This window comes from Pseudomonas sp. FSL R10-1350, from assembly GCF_009600525.1.
Lineage (GTDB): Bacteria > Pseudomonadota > Gammaproteobacteria > Pseudomonadales > Pseudomonadaceae > Aquipseudomonas > Aquipseudomonas helleri.
Genome location: NZ_WIVR01000016.1, coordinates 52,014 through 66,952 on the forward strand (window position 1 = coordinate 52,014; position 14,939 = coordinate 66,952).

The 14,939-nt window shown below is 58.5% G+C and carries 15 protein-coding genes; 10 read left to right on the plus strand and 5 right to left on the minus strand.

Annotated features, from left to right (window positions below; genetic code table 11):
- Positions 1-87 precede the first annotated feature (87 nt).
- Positions 88-1,542: a tRNA uracil 4-sulfurtransferase ThiI gene (thiI, locus tag GHO25_RS10060; RefSeq protein ID WP_048366776.1), complete on the minus strand. Its 1,455-nt coding sequence runs from the start codon at positions 1,540-1,542 to the stop codon at positions 88-90.
- Positions 1,543-1,866: 324 nt separating this feature from the next.
- Here thiI and glnA point away from each other — a divergent pair, with 324 nt between their 5' ends.
- The 5 genes from glnA to ntrC all read left to right on the plus strand — a co-directional run bounded on the left by glnA (position 1,867) and on the right by ntrC (position 6,907).
- Complete coding sequence (glnA, locus tag GHO25_RS10065; RefSeq protein WP_048386455.1) at positions 1,867-3,273, plus strand: type I glutamate--ammonia ligase; 1,407 nt, start codon at positions 1,867-1,869, stop codon at positions 3,271-3,273.
- 173 nt (positions 3,274-3,446) lie between these two features.
- Positions 3,447-3,866, plus strand: a complete 420-nt coding sequence (locus tag GHO25_RS10070; RefSeq protein WP_153390712.1) for a cupin domain-containing protein — start codon at positions 3,447-3,449, stop codon at positions 3,864-3,866.
- Entirely contained in the window at positions 3,832-4,167 is a 336-nt protein-coding gene (locus GHO25_RS26880) for a DUF4124 domain-containing protein (protein ID WP_153390713.1), read from the plus strand. The genes GHO25_RS10070 and GHO25_RS26880 overlap by 35 nt, the downstream gene beginning before the upstream one ends.
- A 224-nt stretch (positions 4,168-4,391) precedes the next feature.
- Positions 4,392-5,477: a nitrogen regulation protein NR(II) gene (glnL, locus tag GHO25_RS10080; RefSeq protein WP_048386461.1), complete on the plus strand. Its 1,086-nt coding sequence runs from the start codon at positions 4,392-4,394 to the stop codon at positions 5,475-5,477.
- Complete coding sequence (gene ntrC, locus GHO25_RS10085; protein ID WP_048366780.1) at positions 5,474-6,907, plus strand: nitrogen regulation protein NR(I); 1,434 nt, start codon at positions 5,474-5,476, stop codon at positions 6,905-6,907. Before glnL ends, ntrC begins: the two co-directional genes overlap by 4 nt.
- Positions 6,908-7,409: 502 nt before the next feature.
- On the opposite strand, the gene GHO25_RS10090 is transcribed toward ntrC, so the two are convergent.
- Positions 7,410-7,847 (minus strand): hypothetical protein, encoded by a 438-nt coding sequence (locus tag GHO25_RS10090; RefSeq protein ID WP_153390714.1) that lies wholly within the window; start codon positions 7,845-7,847, stop codon positions 7,410-7,412.
- Between GHO25_RS10090 and trmL the strand changes: the two genes are divergently transcribed.
- Positions 7,846-8,301 (plus strand): tRNA (uridine(34)/cytosine(34)/5-carboxymethylaminomethyluridine(34)-2'-O)-methyltransferase TrmL, encoded by a 456-nt coding sequence (trmL, locus tag GHO25_RS10095; RefSeq protein WP_048366782.1) that lies wholly within the window; start codon positions 7,846-7,848, stop codon positions 8,299-8,301. The two genes, GHO25_RS10090 and trmL, sit on opposite strands and share 2 nt — an antisense overlap.
- Before the next feature lie 67 nt (positions 8,302-8,368).
- On the opposite strand, the gene secB is transcribed toward trmL, so the two are convergent.
- From secB to GHO25_RS10110, 3 genes are read right to left on the minus strand one after another with little or no spacing between them, the layout of a single operon-like run.
- Positions 8,369-8,854, minus strand: coding sequence for a protein-export chaperone SecB (gene secB / locus GHO25_RS10100; RefSeq protein ID WP_048366783.1), 486 nt, complete (start codon positions 8,852-8,854; stop codon positions 8,369-8,371).
- 40 nt (positions 8,855-8,894) lie between these two features.
- Positions 8,895-9,149 carry a glutaredoxin 3 gene (gene grxC, locus GHO25_RS10105; RefSeq protein WP_048386465.1) on the minus strand — a complete coding sequence of 85 codons (255 nt, stop codon included), beginning with the start codon at positions 9,147-9,149 and terminating at the stop codon, positions 8,895-8,897.
- A 2-nt stretch (positions 9,150-9,151) separates the two neighbouring features.
- The gene (locus tag GHO25_RS10110; protein WP_048366785.1) at positions 9,152-9,565 is read right to left on the minus strand and encodes a rhodanese-like domain-containing protein; all 414 of its coding nucleotides are present in this window, start codon (positions 9,563-9,565) and stop codon (positions 9,152-9,154) included.
- Positions 9,566-9,712: 147 nt separating this feature from the next.
- Here GHO25_RS10110 and gpmI point away from each other — a divergent pair, with 147 nt between their 5' ends.
- The 4 genes from gpmI to GHO25_RS10130 all read left to right on the plus strand — a co-directional run bounded on the left by gpmI (position 9,713) and on the right by GHO25_RS10130 (position 14,880).
- Positions 9,713-11,248 carry a 2,3-bisphosphoglycerate-independent phosphoglycerate mutase gene (gpmI, locus tag GHO25_RS10115; protein WP_153390715.1) on the plus strand — a complete coding sequence of 512 codons (1,536 nt, stop codon included), beginning with the start codon at positions 9,713-9,715 and terminating at the stop codon, positions 11,246-11,248.
- 210 nt (positions 11,249-11,458) lie between these two features.
- Entirely contained in the window at positions 11,459-12,745 is a 1,287-nt protein-coding gene (locus tag GHO25_RS10120; protein ID WP_048366787.1) for a murein hydrolase activator EnvC, read from the plus strand.
- Positions 12,746-12,781: 36 nt separating this feature from the next.
- Complete coding sequence (locus tag GHO25_RS10125; RefSeq protein ID WP_048366788.1) at positions 12,782-14,095, plus strand: S41 family peptidase; 1,314 nt, start codon at positions 12,782-12,784, stop codon at positions 14,093-14,095.
- Positions 14,096-14,097: 2 nt separating this feature from the next.
- Positions 14,098-14,880: a divergent polysaccharide deacetylase family protein gene (locus GHO25_RS10130; RefSeq protein WP_178110050.1), complete on the plus strand. Its 783-nt coding sequence runs from the start codon at positions 14,098-14,100 to the stop codon at positions 14,878-14,880.
- Positions 14,881-14,939: the final 59 nt, after the last annotated feature.

Genomic DNA, 14,939 nt, shown 5'->3' on the forward strand with positions numbered 1-14,939 from the left:
AACAGTAGAGTCAGGCCTTGCCGTTACAACTTGACGGTGGCGTCGGGGGGCCGGTGACGCAGGCCACAGGCAAACAGCCCCGGGCTCTTAGCTCGGTCGATAAACGCGCACATTGGCATGTCCCTCACTGAGCAAATGGTGAGCATGCAGGCGACTCATCACGCCTTTGTCGCAATACAACAGGTACTGACGTGTTTCATCCAGTTCCTTGAAGCGGCTGTTCAATGCATAGAACGGCAACGCTTGTACTTCGATGCCAGCCAGTTCCAGCGGTTGATCCTCTTGGGCATCCGGGTGACGGATGTCGATGACGATCTGGCCCGCCAGCACTTCGCTGACCTCTTCGACTTGCAAGTCCTGGCCCAATTCGTCGATCACTCGATCGATCGGCACCAGTTTGGCCCGCTCAAGCGCACGCTCAAGCACGGCCATATCAAACTGTTGTTCTTCGTACTCCACACGCGGACGCTTGGCGTGGGTCTTGGGGTTGACCGAAATCACCCCGCAATATTCAGGCATGTGCTTGGCAAAATCGGCAGTGCCGATCTCGTTCGCCTGATCAATGATGTCTTGCTTGTGGCTGGCGATCAGCGGACGCAAAACCAGCTTGTCGGTCACGCAGTCGATCACCGACAGGTTAGGCAAGGTCTGGCTGGACACCTGGGAAATCGCTTCACCGGTGACCAGTGCATCAATTTCGAGGCGGTCCGCAATACGGGACGCAGCGCGCAACATCATACGCTTCAAAATGACGCCCATATGACTGTTGTCGACTTTGCCGAGAATTTCACCCAGCACTTCTTCAAACGGAACGCTCACAAACAGCACGCGCTGCGAGCTGCCGTACTTCTTCCAGATATAGTGCGCGACTTCCATCACGCCCAATTCGTGAGCACGCCCGCCGAGGTTGAAAAAGCAGAAGTGGCTCATCAGGCCGCGACGCATGATCTGGTAAGCCGCCACGGTGGAGTCGAAACCACCGGACATCAACACCAGGGTCTGCTCCAGCGATCCCAGCGGGAAGCCGCCAATGCTGTCGTGCTGGCTGTGAATCACAAACAACCGTTGGTCGCGAATTTCGAAACGGACTTCGATTTCCGGATTTTTCAGGTCAATACCGGCCGCGCCGCATTCACGTCGCAGCTTGCTGCCGACGTATTTCTCGACTTCCATCGAGGTAAATGGGTGCTTGCCGCCGCGCTTGCAACGCACTGAAAAGATTTTGCCGGCCAGTACATCGCCGTAGTGCAGTTTGCACTTTTCAACGATGTCATCGAAGTCGCCCAGCGGGTACTCGTCGACTTGCAGGAAGTGCGCGATGCCCGGCATGCAGCTCAGGCGCTCGGTCATCTCCTTCAAGGCTTTGGGGTCGCTCACACGGGTTTGCAACTCAATGTTGTCCCACACGCCTGTCACTACCACGGCCGGGTCCAGATCGCGGAGCACAGCACGGATATTTTTAGCCAATTGACGGACGAAACGCATCCGAACCGGGCGGCTCTTGATAGTGATCTCGGGGAAGACTTTAACAATTAGTTTCATGAAAACAGCGCGCGAGCAGCCTGCCAAAAAAGGGGGGCGCGGATTATAGCGGAAATTGCTCAAGGTTTAACCAGTTATCGTACAAACGGTTTTCATCGCACCAAAATGGTTCATAAAGCACTTATTTCGCTTCATTTGAGTGCGATTAGGGCCGTGAATCCGTAGTCTTGTGGGCTGCCCTGCTTGAGATTGGGGCAAGTCGGGGCACTGGCATGCAATTTGCTCCCTTGTGAGGCAGGTTGCCTTGGCCGAGTATTCGCGCCGGCATCAACCACATTTAAAGGGCTACTCCACTACCAGCCCTAAGCCACCCCGGAGGACACTATGTCGAAGTCGGTTCAACTCATCAAAGATCATGACGTTAAATGGATTGATCTGCGCTTCACTGACACCAAGGGCACACAACATCACGTGACCATGCCGGCCCGTGATGCGTTGGACGAAGACTTCTTCACCGACGGCAAAATGTTCGACGGTTCCTCCATTGCTGGCTGGAAAGGCATCGAAGCGTCCGACATGATCCTGCTGCCAGACGACAGCACGGCTGTTCTGGACCCGTTCACCGAGCAGCCTACGCTGATCCTGGTGTGCGACATCATCGAACCTTCGAGCATGCAGGGTTACGACCGTGACCCACGTGCAATCGCCAAGCGCGCTGAAGAGCACCTGAAAGCGACCGGCATCGGCGACACCGTATTCGCTGGCCCGGAGCCAGAGTTCTTCATCTTTGACTCGGTTAAATTCAAGTCGGACATCTCCGGCTCGATGTTCAAAATCTACTCCGAGCAAGGTTCGTGGATGTCCGACCAGGACGTCGAAGGCGGCAACAAAGGTCACCGTCCAGGCGTTAAAGGCGGCTACTTCCCGGTGCCACCGTTCGACCACGACCACGAAATCCGTACCTCCATGTGCAGCGCACTGGAAGAAATGGGCCTGACCGTTGAAGTTCACCACCACGAAGTGGCGACTGCCGGCCAGAACGAAATCGGCGTCAAGTTCAACACCCTGGTGAAGAAAGCCGACGAAACCCAGACCCTGAAGTACGTCGTGCACAACGTTGCCGATGCATACGGCCGCACCGCGACCTTCATGCCTAAGCCTCTGTATGGCGATAACGGCTCGGGCATGCACGTTCACATGTCCATCTGGAAAGATGGCAAGAACACCTTCGCAGGCGAAGGCTATGCCGGCCTGTCCGACACCGCTCTGTACTTCATCGGCGGCATCATCAAGCACGGTAAGGCCCTGAACGGCTTCACCAACCCGGCAACCAACTCTTACAAGCGTCTGGTGCCAGGCTTCGAAGCCCCAGTAATGCTGGCTTACTCGGCGCGTAACCGCTCCGCTTCGATCCGTATTCCTTACGTGTCCAGCCCTAAAGCTCGCCGTATCGAAGCACGTTTCCCGGACCCGGCTGCCAACCCGTACCTGTGCTTCGCCGCACTGTTGATGGCTGGCCTGGACGGCATCCAGAACAAGATCCACCCTGGCGATGCTGCTGACAAAAACCTGTATGACCTGCCGCCAGAAGAAGCCAAGCAGATCCCACAAGTGTGCGGCAGCCTGAAAGAAGCCCTGGAAGAGCTGGACAAAGGTCGTGCGTTCCTGACCAAAGGCGGCGTTTTCAGCGACGACTTCATCGACGCTTACATCGCCCTGAAAAGCGAAGAAGAAATCAAAGTACGTACCTTCGTACACCCACTGGAATACGAGCTGTACTACAGCTGCTAATCCAGACTCACCCGCGCTAGCGGCGTGATGTGAAAGGCCTCCTTCGGGAGGCCTTTTTTATGCGAAACGTCTTACGGCAATACGCGCAAACTCGCAGAACATATCTCCTGCGCCTGACAGCCACTTTAGAGCGCGATCTGTAGTTTGAGGCAACTCACCCTACGGACGCCGACATGACGCTCACTCTTAAAATAAAAGCCCTGCTGCTATCACTGGCCTGCCTGACGTTATTGGGATGCACCAGCAAAACGCCAGGCGTCACAGTCGAGCAATTGATCAAAACCAGCGATTCCTGGGATGGTACACCTTACGCCCCCTATCCTCTTGGCTCGCCTGAAATCACCGTTCTTAAAATCATCATCCCGGCCAACACTGCACTCGGTTGGCACACGCACCCCATGCCCAACGTGGCTTACGTGCTGTCGGGCGAACTATTTGTAGAAACCCGGGACGGCAAACACAAACTGTTGCTCAAGCCCGGCCAGGTGTTGCCCGAAGTGGTGCAAACAGAACATCGTGGAACCAGCGGTAACCAGCCCGTTGAGCTGATCGTGTTCTATGCGGGCGGTAAGGGCATGCCACTGTCGCAGTAATCGGCTGGTGCGCTACTTTTTTATAAGCCTCTGCGTGCTCGCGCAGCCTGCGAGCGCGCAGGTGTACAAACACCTCGACGATCACGGCACGACTCACTACAGCAACACACCTCATGAGCCGTCCAACAACACACCGATGACACTGGCACCCCTTAACCGCCAACCTGCCGTGGCAATTATCCCCGTCGACAACCCACAACACCTGCTGCCCGAGCAAGAACCCGCCCATCGTTTTCCAACTGCCACACCCCCGCCTCCTCCCCCCGCAAACCCGAACATCGGCGCTTTTGAGAGAAACTGAATCTATTCAGCCAAGTTGCACTATATTGGTGCAAGAGCTGCACGATGACGCCGTTACCAGCCCACTTTGGTTCAAAAAGCCTCATTGACCGAGCCGGTACGCGATCCAGACGGCCTCCAAGTCCTTATTTCAGGCAATTAGCGCTTCTTTTCGGAGCCTTGGTTTGTTTTTTGCATTTTCCTTGCACCAGCGCCTCACCCGCGCACGCAATCCGGGATCGGCCCATGACCATCAGTGATGCCCTGCACCGACTGTTACTCGACAACCTGACCACCGCCACGTTGTTGCTCAATGACGCTCTGCGTCTTGAGTACATGAACCCGGCGGCGGAAATGCTGCTGGCCATCAGCGGGCAGCGCAGCCATGGGCAATTCATCAGCGAACTGTTCACCGAGACCACCGAGGCCCTGCAATCGCTACGTCTGGCTGTTGAGCAAGCGCACCCGTTTACCAAGCGCGAAGCGTTGCTGACCTCTGCCACAGGCCAGACCCTGACCGTCGATTACGCGGTCACGCCAATCTTGAGCACCGCAGGCACCATGCTGTTGCTCGAAGTGCACCCAAGGGACCGGCTGCTGCGCATCACCAAAGAGGAAGCGCAGTTGTCCAAGCAAGAAACCAGCAAGATGCTGGTGCGCGGCCTGGCTCACGAAATCAAAAACCCGCTGGGCGGTATTCGCGGCGCGGCGCAACTGTTGGCGCGCCAGTTGCCCGATGAAAACCTGCGCGACTACACCAACGTCATCATCGAAGAAGCCGACCGCCTGCGTAACCTGGTGGACCGCATGCTGGGCTCCAACAAGCTGCCGTCGCTGGCCATGACCAACGTGCACGAAGTGCTCGAACGCGTGTGCAATCTGGTCGAAGCCGAGACCCAGGGCGACATCACCCTGGTGCGCGATTACGACCCGAGCCTGCCTGACCTGTTGATCGACCGTGAACAAATGATCCAGGCCGTGCTCAATATTGTGCGCAACGCGATGCAGGCCATCAGCGCCCAAAACGAGCTGCGTTTGGGCCGCATCACCTTGCGTACCCGGGCCATGCGTCAGTTCACCATCGGCCATGTGCGCCACCGGCTGGTGACCAAAATTGAAATCATCGACAACGGCCCGGGCATCCCGCCTGAGCTGCAAGACACCCTCTTCTTTCCGATGGTCAGCGGACGCCCGGATGGCACCGGGCTGGGTCTTGCCATCACCCAGAACATCATTAGTCAGCACCAGGGATTGATCGAGTGTGAAAGCCAGCCCGGCCACACACTCTTCTCGATCTTTCTACCACTGGAACAAGGAGCCGCATCGACATGAGCCGAAGTGAAACCGTGTGGATCGTCGACGACGACCGTTCAATCCGTTGGGTCCTGGAAAAAGCCTTGCAACAGGAAGGCATGACCACGCAGAGCTTCGACAGCGCCGATGGGGTAATGAGCCGCCTGGCTCGCCAGCAGCCGGACGTGATCATTTCTGACATCCGCATGCCGGGCGCCAGCGGCCTCGACCTGCTGGCCAAGATCCGCGCACAGCACCCGCGCCTGCCCGTGATCATCATGACCGCTCATTCCGACCTGGACAGCGCTGTCGCCTCATATCAGGGCGGCGCGTTTGAATACCTGCCCAAGCCGTTTGACGTTGACGAGGCCGTGTCGCTGGTCAAGCGTGCCAACCAGCATGCCCAGGAGCAACAAGGCCTGGCCGTGGCGCCTGCAGCGGCCCCCACCCCCGAGATCATTGGCGAAGCGCCGGCGATGCAGGAGGTGTTTCGCGCCATTGGTCGCCTCAGCCACTCCAACATCACCGTGCTGATCAACGGCGAGTCCGGCACCGGTAAAGAGCTGGTGGCCCACGCCCTGCATCGCCACAGCCCGCGGGCGGCTTCGCCCTTTATTGCGTTGAACATGGCGGCGATCCCCAAGGACCTGATGGAGTCCGAGCTGTTCGGCCACGAAAAAGGCGCCTTTACTGGTGCGGCCAACCTGCGACGCGGGCGCTTTGAACAAGCCGACGGCGGTACATTGTTCCTCGACGAAATCGGCGACATGCCAGCCGACACCCAGACGCGCCTTCTGCGCGTGCTGGCCGATGGCGAGTTCTACCGGGTGGGCGGGCATATTCCGGTCAAGGTCGACGTGCGCATCATTGCCGCGACCCACCAAAACCTCGAAACCCTGGTGCAGGCCGGCAAGTTCCGTGAAGACTTGTTCCACCGCCTGAACGTCATCCGCATCCATATTCCGCGTTTGTCAGATCGTCGCGAAGACATCCCGACGCTGGCGCGGCACTTTCTCAGCAGCGCGGCGCAAGAGCTGTCGGTCGAGCCAAAACTGCTGAAAGCCGAAACCGAGCAATACCTGCGAAACCTGCCGTGGCCAGGCAACGTGCGCCAGCTCGAAAACACCTGCCGCTGGATCACGGTAATGGCTTCGGGCCGCGAAGTGCACATCAGCGACTTGCCCCCCGAGTTGCTGAACCTGCATCAAGACGCGTCGCCGGTGACCAACTGGGAGCAAGCGTTGCGTCAATGGGCCGATCAGGCGCTGGGCCGTGGCCAGTCGAGCCTGCTCGACAGCGCGGTGCCGACCTTTGAACGCATCATGATCGAGACGGCCCTCAAACACACCGCTGGCCGCCGCCGCGATGCCGCCGTGTTGCTGGGCTGGGGCCGCAACACCCTGACCCGCAAGATCAAAGAGCTGGGCATGAAAATCGACGGCGACGAGGATGACGGCGACGACGCTTAAACGCCGTTAACTGTAGGAGCGAGCTTGCCTCGCGATCTTTTGATCTTTTAAAAGATCGCGAGACAAGCTCGCTCCTACATGTTTATGAACACCGCACCACTCGTATGCATCTCGCCCCACTTCTGTGCACTGCATACCCCAAAGCCTCTAACCTGCGGCACTCAACACACCCGCCTTACACACAAAAGCCCCGGATTACGGGGCTTTTGCGTCTATGCAAAGAAAATAACAGCCAAAAAACAAAACTGGCACGCGCCCTGCAATAACCCTGTTACCTAAGCAACACCGGTTTAGGGGACCTTGGTACAGGCAGGCCAGGACTCCCCACTTTTACACCGCAGCCTTGATGCCATCTGCATCAACGCGCACAACGCTTTTAGGGAACCCGGTACAGGCAGGCCGGGACTCCCTTCTTTTACACCGCAGCCTTGATGCCACCCGCATCAACGCGTTCAACGCTTTTGGGGAGCCTGGTACAGGCAGGCCGGGACTCCCTCTTTTATTACTCTTGCAGGTTCACCTGCAGCCGCCAGCGCCCATCCTGCGGCGCACCGGCCCAGTCGCCCTTCAAGGCGCGGGCCGCCACCAGGGTCAGCATCACACCCGCATCGGTGCGACTCACCCGCCAATTCACATCCCTACCGTTCACCTTAAGCTGGCCGTTTTGCGGCTGGCCCTTGGCCGCGAATAACAGCCCGAGGGTGCCGTCTACCCATTCGCCGTGCAGCTTGGGCTCGTGGTTAAACCACACCACTAAACCCTGCGGCTGGACCTCTATCTGCTGCAGCTCAGTCGGCTCAGGCATCGTCAAACGGCCGATCATCATCCCGACCATCACACCGACTATCGCTAAAGAACCTAAAACCCTTGGCCATAGTTTCGGCCTTGGGTCCTCATCAGGCGTAGAATGCTGCCCATCTTTATATTCGGAGCCGTGCATGTTTCACGTCATCCTTTTTCAACCAGAAATTCCGCCGAATACCGGCAACATTATCAGGCTCTGCGCCAACAGCGGCTGCCACCTGCACTTGATCGAGCCTATCGGTTTTGAGCTGGACGACAAGCGCTTGCGCCGGGCAGGTCTGGATTACCACGAGTACGCGCCGCTCAAGCGCCATGCCGACCTGGCCAGTTGCCTGGAAAGCCTGGGCCATCCGCGCCTGTTCGCTTTTACCACCAAAGGCTCGCGGCCGTTCCACGATGTGCAGTTTGCTGAAGGCGACGCCTTTATCTTCGGCCCTGAAAGCCGTGGCCTGCCGCCTGAGGTGCTCGACGCACAAGACAGCGACCACCGCCTGCGCCTGCCCATGCGCGAAGGCTGCCGCAGCCTGAACCTGTCCAACACCGTGGCCGTGGCCGTTTACGAAGCCTGGCGCCAGTTGGGGTTTAAGTAGCCGCGGATACAACGTTGCCCATAAAAAAAGCGCCATTCAGGCGCTTTTTTTATGGGCGGGGCGCTGTTTACTGAACAGTCGCGCTACCTTCTTCTTGCATGCGCTGCAGCTCTTGAGCGTACAGAGCATCGAAGTTCACCGGAGCCAGCATCAACGCCGGGAACGAACCACGAACCACCAGGCTGTCCAGAGTTTCGCGGGCATACGGGAACAGCAGGTTCGGGCAGAACGCGCCCAGGGTGTGGCTCATCGAAGCTTGATCAAGGTTTTTGATCAGGAAGATGCCAGCCTGCTGAACTTCAGCAATAAACGCCACTTCTTCAGCGTTTTTCACGGTGACCGACAAGGTCAGAACCACTTCAAAGAAGTCGCCTTCCAGTGGCTTTTGGCGGGTGTTGAGGTCCAAAGCAACGCTCGGCTCCCACTGCTGACGGAAGATGGCCGGGCTTTTCGGCGCTTCAAACGACAGGTCACGTACGTAAATACGCTGCAGGGAGAATTGTGGAGCAGTGTCTTCGTCGCTAACAGCAGCGGTGTTCTGTTGGTCAGTCATCACAGATCCTTGATCATCTTGGGGCTTTAGAGAATGAGAGTCAGACGTTCAGCAGCGCATCCAATTTACCTGCGCGTTCGAGCGCAAACAGGTCATCGCATCCACCCACATGCCGGTCGCCGATCCAGATTTGCGGAACGGAAGTACGACCTGCCTTTTGGGTCATTTCTGCACGAACTTGAGGTTTGCCGTCGACTTTGATTTCTTCGAAGGCAACACCCTTTTTCTCCAGCAAAGCCTTGGCTCGCATGCAGTAAGGGCAATAGTCGCTGGAATATACGATGACCTTGGACATAGTTACTTCACCACTGGGAGGTTATCTGCACGCCAGGTCGCAATACCACCGGACAGCTTGGCGGCGTTGTAGCCGGCCTTGAGCAGTTCGCGTGCGTGCGTGCCGGAGTGTTGACCAGCCGCATCCACCAGGATCAGGGTCTTGCCCTTGTGCTTGTCCAGTTCGGCAATGCGCGCCATCAGTTTGTCTTGCGGAATGTTCAGCGCACCAACAATGTGGCCGGCAGCAAAGTCTTTGGCAGGGCGAATATCAATCACCACGCCTTCGTCGCGATTGACCAGGCCGGTCAGTTCGCCGGTGCTGACGCTGCGGCCGCCGCGGCTCACCTCATGGGCGATCAACAACGCCAACAAGATGACAAACGCGCCTACAAGCAGGTAGTGAGAAGTGGCAAATGCAATCAGGTGATCAACCATCAGAAGGTTCCAGGGCGTGAAAATGTGGGCCAGTATACACAGGCACCATGGCCCGCCAAACCCCGCCCGGCGGTGACGCCACATGAACTTCGCTTTAAACTGCGCATCTTCTTGATACTTCTATTAACCACGCCACGAGTGGGATCTATGACTACCACGCCTAAACCTCTGATCCTGATCATCCTGGATGGCTTCGGTCACAGTGAAAGTCACGATTACAACGCCGTCTATTCAGCCAAAAAACCTGTGCTTGATCGCCTCACCGCCAGCATGCCAAACGGCCTGATCTCAGGTTCGGGCATGGATGTGGGGCTGCCGGACGGCCAAATGGGTAACTCCGAGGTCGGCCACATGAACCTCGGCGCCGGGCGCGTGGTTTATCAGGATTTCACCCGCGTCACCAAGTCGATCCGCGACGGCGAGTTCTTCGAGAACCCGACCATTTGCGCAGCCGTGGACAAAGCCGTTGGCGCGGGCAAAGCCGTGCACATCATGGGCCTGCTGTCGGATGGCGGTGTTCACAGCCACCAGGACCACCTGGTCGCGATGGCCGAGCTGGCCGTTAAACGCGGCGCTGAAAAAATCTACCTGCACGCCTTCCTGGATGGCCGCGACACGCCGCCTAAAAGCGCTGCATCGTCGATTGAGCTGCTGGACGAGGCCTTCAAAACCCTCGGCAAAGGCCGTATCGCCAGCCTGATTGGCCGTTACTTCGCCATGGACCGCGACAACCGTTGGGACCGTGTGGCGCAAGCCTACAACCTGATCGTCGACGGCAAAGGCGAGTTCAACGCTGCCACCGCGCAACAAGGCCTTGAAGCCGCGTACGCCCGCGACGAAAGCGATGAGTTCGTCAAAGCCACCACCATTGGTGAGCCAGTGACCGTTGAAGACGGCGACGCCGTGGTCTTCATGAACTTCCGTGCCGACCGCGCCCGTGAGCTGACCCGCGTGTTTGTGGAAGACGGCTTCAAGGAATTCGAACGTGCACGCCAGCCGAAACTGGCCGGCTTCGTCATGCTGACCCAATACGCGGCCAGCATCCCGGCCCCGAGCGCTTTCGCACCGGGCAGCCTGGAAAACGTGCTTGGCGATTACCTGGCAAAAAACGGCAAAACCCAGCTGCGCATTGCCGAAACCGAAAAATACGCCCACGTGACGTTCTTCTTCTCGGGTGGCCGCGAAGAGCCGTTCCCGGGTGAAGAGCGCATTTTGGTGCCGTCGCCGAAAGTCGCGACCTACGACCTGCAACCAGAAATGAGCGCGCCTGAAGTCACCGACAAAATCGTCGATGCCATCGAGCACCAGCGCTACGACGTGATCGTGGTCAACTACGCCAACGGCGACATGGTCGGCCACAGCGGTGTGTTCGATGCCGCCGTCAAAGCCGTTGAATGCCTGGACGCCTGCGTGGGCCGCATCGTTGAAGCGCTGGACAAAGTGGGCGGCGAAGCGCTGATCACCGCCGACCACGGCAACGTTGAACAGATGGAAGACGAGTCCACCGGTCAGGCGCACACCGCCCACACCTGCGAACCCGTACCGTTCATCTATGTCGGCAAGCGTGCGCTCAAGGTCCGCGAAGGCGGTGTATTGGCTGACGTCGCACCGACCATGCTCAAGCTGCTGGGCCTGCCACAGCCCAAAGAAATGACCGGCACCAGCATCCTGGTCGACGCGTAAACGCCTTGTAGTCGCTGCCGCAGGCTGCGATGGGGCGCACAGCGGCCCTGCTTTATTGAAGGGCCTTCGGCCCTTATCGCAGCCTGCGGCAGCGACTACAACGTTCTGAGCACACCGGATTCAGGCCACAATTTCACCTTCATCCATTCCTTATAGACAACGTTGGCGGGCATACTAGGCCGTCCCGTTCCTCCAGGTGTCGCCCGCCCCATGCTTCGCGCCCTTATAGCTCTGACCCTCACATGCTTGCTCCAACCGGCGTTTGCCGACGAGCGCGCGCAAACTCAACAGCAGCTGGAAGCCACGCGTCAGGACATCGGCGAGCTGAAAAAGCTCCTCGGCAAGCTCCAGGAAGAAAAATCCGGAGCGCAAAAAGACCTGCGCAGCACCGAAACTGAAATCGGCAAGCTGGAAAAGCAGGTGGAGGCCCTGCAACAAGAACTAAAAAAGAGTGAAGGCGAGTTGCTGCGCCTTGATAGTGAGAAGAAAAAACTCAACAGCGCAAAAGTTGAACAGCAACGTCTGATCGCCATTCAAGCCCGGGCCGCGTATCAAGGTGGCCGTCAGGAATACCTCAAACTGCTGCTCAACCAGCAGAACCCCGAGAAGTTCGCCCGAACCCTCACCTATTACGATTACCTGAGCCAGGCCCGTCTGGCCCAGCTCAAAGGGTTTAACGAAACCCTGCGCCAGTTGGCCAATGTCGAATCCGACATCAACACCCAACAGGCACAACTGCTGACACAAAAAAGCAGCCTGGACAGCCAGCGCGCCGAACTCGACAAAGTCCGCGCTGACCGCCAGCAAGTGCTGGCCAAGATCAACGCCGACGTCAAAAACCGCGATCAAAAGTTACAAGCTCGCGAGCAGGATCAGGCAGATCTGGCTAAAGTCCTCAAGACCATTGAAGAAACCCTCGCCCGTCAGGCCCGCGAAGCCGAAGAGGCGCGGCAAAAAGCCCTGATCGCGCAGCAAGAAGCCGAAAAGAAACGCCAGCGTGAGGCTGAATCGGTGGCTACCGACGCCCCGCGCAAAGTGGTCAAGTCCACCCCAGGTGCCTTGGTTTCAAGTGCGGGCGTCTCTTATGGCGGACCTTTTTCTCAGGCACGGGGCAAACTTCCTTGGCCGGTTGATGGTCGATTGCTTGCCCGCTTCGGTGAAAGCCGTGGCGATGACGCCCGTGCCAAGTGGGACGGGGTGATGATCAGCGCCAATGCGGGCACCCAGGTGCACGCGGTGCACGGCGGTCGGGTGGTGTTTGCCGACTGGCTGCGCGGCGCCGGGCAACTGGTCATTCTGGACCACGGTAACGGTTACTTAAGCTTGTATGGCCACAATCAGACCCTGCTTAAGTCTGCTGGAGACATTGTAAAAGCTGGCGATGTGATCTCCACCGTGGGCAACAGCGGTGGGCAAGCCACACCAGCGCTGTACTTTGCTATTCGTCAGCAGGGCCGCCCCAGCGACCCTGCACAATGGTGCCGCACTCAAGGATGAGTGCCATCACCTTTAATACGTAGGAGTTCGTTCAACATGCCGCACTTGTCCCGCCTCAACTCGCTGGCCCTGACGATCGCTCTGGTGATTGGATCACCCCTGGTGTTTGCTGCCCAGCCAGTCGCTCAGCCTGCGGCCGCTGCCAGCGCCAAGGCACCACTGCCGCTGGAAGAGCTGCGTACATTTGCCGAGGTCATGGACCGCATCAAGGCCGCGTATGTTGAACCGGTAGACGACAAGACCCTGCTAGAGAACGCCATCAAGGGCATGCTCAGCAACCTTGACCCGCACTCTGCGTATCTGGGCCCCGAAGACTTCGCCGAGCTGCAAGAAAGCACCAGCGGCGAGTTCGGCGGCCTGGGCATCGAAGTCGGTTCGGAAGACGGCAATATCAAAATCGTCTCGCCGATCGATGACACCCCTGCCAGCAAGGCCGGCATCCAGGCGGGCGACTTTATCGTCAAGATCAATGGCCAGCCTACCAACGGCCTGACCATGACCGAAGCCGTGGACAAAATGCGCGGCAAAGTCGGCCAGAAAATCACCCTGACCCTGGTTCGCGGTGGCGGTGCGCCGTTCGACGTGACGCTGACCCGCGCCAATATCCAGGTCAAGAGCGTCAAAGCGCAATTGCTCGAAGACGGCTACGGCTACATCCGCATTACCCAGTTCCAGGTCAAGACCGGCGAAGAAGTCGCCGCGGCGCTGGCCAAACTGCGCAAAGAAAACGGCAACAAGAAGCTCAAGGGCATCATCCTTGACCTGCGTAACAACCCGGGCGGCGTGCTGCAATCGGCCGTTGAAGTGGTCGACCACTTCATCAAAAAAGGCCTGATCGTGTACACCAAAGGCCGCCTGCCAAACTCCGAACTGCGCTTCTCGGCCACCGGCAAAGACTTGAGCGAAGCCGTGCCGCTGGTGGTGCTGATCAACGGCGGCAGCGCCTCGGCATCCGAAATCGTCGCCGGTGCCCTGCAGGATCAAAAGCGTGGCGTGGTCATGGGCACGCCAAGCTTCGGCAAAGGCTCGGTGCAGACCGTCTTGCCACTGAACAACGACCGCGCACTGAAAATTACTACCGCGCTGTACTACACCCCGAACGGGCGCTCGATTCAGGCCCAGGGCATCGTGCCGGACATCGAAGTCAACCGCGCCAAGATCACCCGCGAGCAAGACAACGAGTACTACAAAGAGGCCGACCTGCAAGGTCACCTCGGCAACGGCAACGGCGGTGCAGACAAACCGACCGGCTCCGGCACCAAAGCCAAACCCATGCCGCAAGACGATGACTACCAGTTGAGCCAGGCCTTGAGCCTGCTCAAAGGCTTGAGCATCACGCGCGGCAATTAACGGTGCGTTTCTGGTCTGTCATCGCCCTGCTCTGCTGCCTGAGCGGCGCCGCCCACGCGGCGCCTGCCATCGCCCCCGAGGCACCGCGCAAGGCTTACCTGACCCTGATCATCGACGACCTGGGGCAAAACCTGCCCCGTGATCGGCGTGTTCTGGCCTTTCCGGGGCCGGTGACCACGGCGATCATGCCCGACACCCCGCACGCCGCTGAATTTGCCCGCGAGGCGCACAAGGCCGGCAAAATCGTCATTCTGCACATGCCAATGGACCCGGCAACGGGACCGTTTGCCTGGCACCCTGACCTGCCTCTGGATGAACTCGCCAAACGCCTCGATGCGGCATTCAAGGCCGTGCCCTACACCAGCGGCATCAACAACCATGAAGGCAGCCGCATGACCGCTCAGCCGCAGGCGATGGCCTGGTTGATGGGCGAGTTGCAACAGCGGCACAAATTCTTCGTCGACAGCCGCACCAGCGCCAAAACGGTTGCGGCGGCCGAGGCGCAAAAAATCGGCCTGGCCAGCGTGTCGCGGGACGTGTTCCTGGACAACGTACGCACCGAAGACGCCATCACCCAGCAGCTCAATACCGCGATCAAACACGCACGCAGCCACGGCTCCGTGGTCATGATCGGCCACCCCTACCCGCAAACCCTCGCCGTGCTCGAACGCGAACTGCCCACGCTCAAAGCCCAGGGCATCGACTGGATCGACATCAAACAAATGATCGGCGTGCGCAGCAACCAGGCGATGGACGCGCATGGCAAAAATGGGGTTTATCGCTAAAACACTCTGTAGGAGCGAGCTTGCCTCGCGATCTTTTTAAAGATCAAAAGATCGCGAAG

Bases quoted from the DNA above. Each gene is read 5' to 3' on its own strand.
- thiI (WP_048366776.1), bottom strand. From the start codon at position 1,542: ATGAAACTAATTGTTAAAGTCTTCCCCGAGATCACTATCAAGAGCCGC.
- glnA (WP_048386455.1), top strand. From the start codon at position 1,867: ATGTCGAAGTCGGTTCAACTCATCAAAGATCATGACGTTAAATGGATT.
- GHO25_RS10070 (WP_153390712.1), top strand. From the start codon at position 3,447: ATGACGCTCACTCTTAAAATAAAAGCCCTGCTGCTATCACTGGCCTGC.
- GHO25_RS26880 (WP_153390713.1), top strand. From the start codon at position 3,832: ATGCGGGCGGTAAGGGCATGCCACTGTCGCAGTAATCGGCTGGTGCGC.
- glnL (WP_048386461.1), top strand. From the start codon at position 4,392: ATGACCATCAGTGATGCCCTGCACCGACTGTTACTCGACAACCTGACC.
- ntrC (WP_048366780.1), top strand. From the start codon at position 5,474: ATGAGCCGAAGTGAAACCGTGTGGATCGTCGACGACGACCGTTCAATC.
- trmL (WP_048366782.1), top strand. From the start codon at position 7,846: ATGTTTCACGTCATCCTTTTTCAACCAGAAATTCCGCCGAATACCGGC.
- GHO25_RS10090 (WP_153390714.1), bottom strand. From the start codon at position 7,847: ATGCACGGCTCCGAATATAAAGATGGGCAGCATTCTACGCCTGATGAG.
- secB (WP_048366783.1), bottom strand. From the start codon at position 8,854: ATGACTGACCAACAGAACACCGCTGCTGTTAGCGACGAAGACACTGCT.
- grxC (WP_048386465.1), bottom strand. From the start codon at position 9,149: ATGTCCAAGGTCATCGTATATTCCAGCGACTATTGCCCTTACTGCATG.
- GHO25_RS10110 (WP_048366785.1), bottom strand. From the start codon at position 9,565: ATGGTTGATCACCTGATTGCATTTGCCACTTCTCACTACCTGCTTGTA.
- gpmI (WP_153390715.1), top strand. From the start codon at position 9,713: ATGACTACCACGCCTAAACCTCTGATCCTGATCATCCTGGATGGCTTC.
- GHO25_RS10120 (WP_048366787.1), top strand. From the start codon at position 11,459: ATGCTTCGCGCCCTTATAGCTCTGACCCTCACATGCTTGCTCCAACCG.
- GHO25_RS10125 (WP_048366788.1), top strand. From the start codon at position 12,782: ATGCCGCACTTGTCCCGCCTCAACTCGCTGGCCCTGACGATCGCTCTG.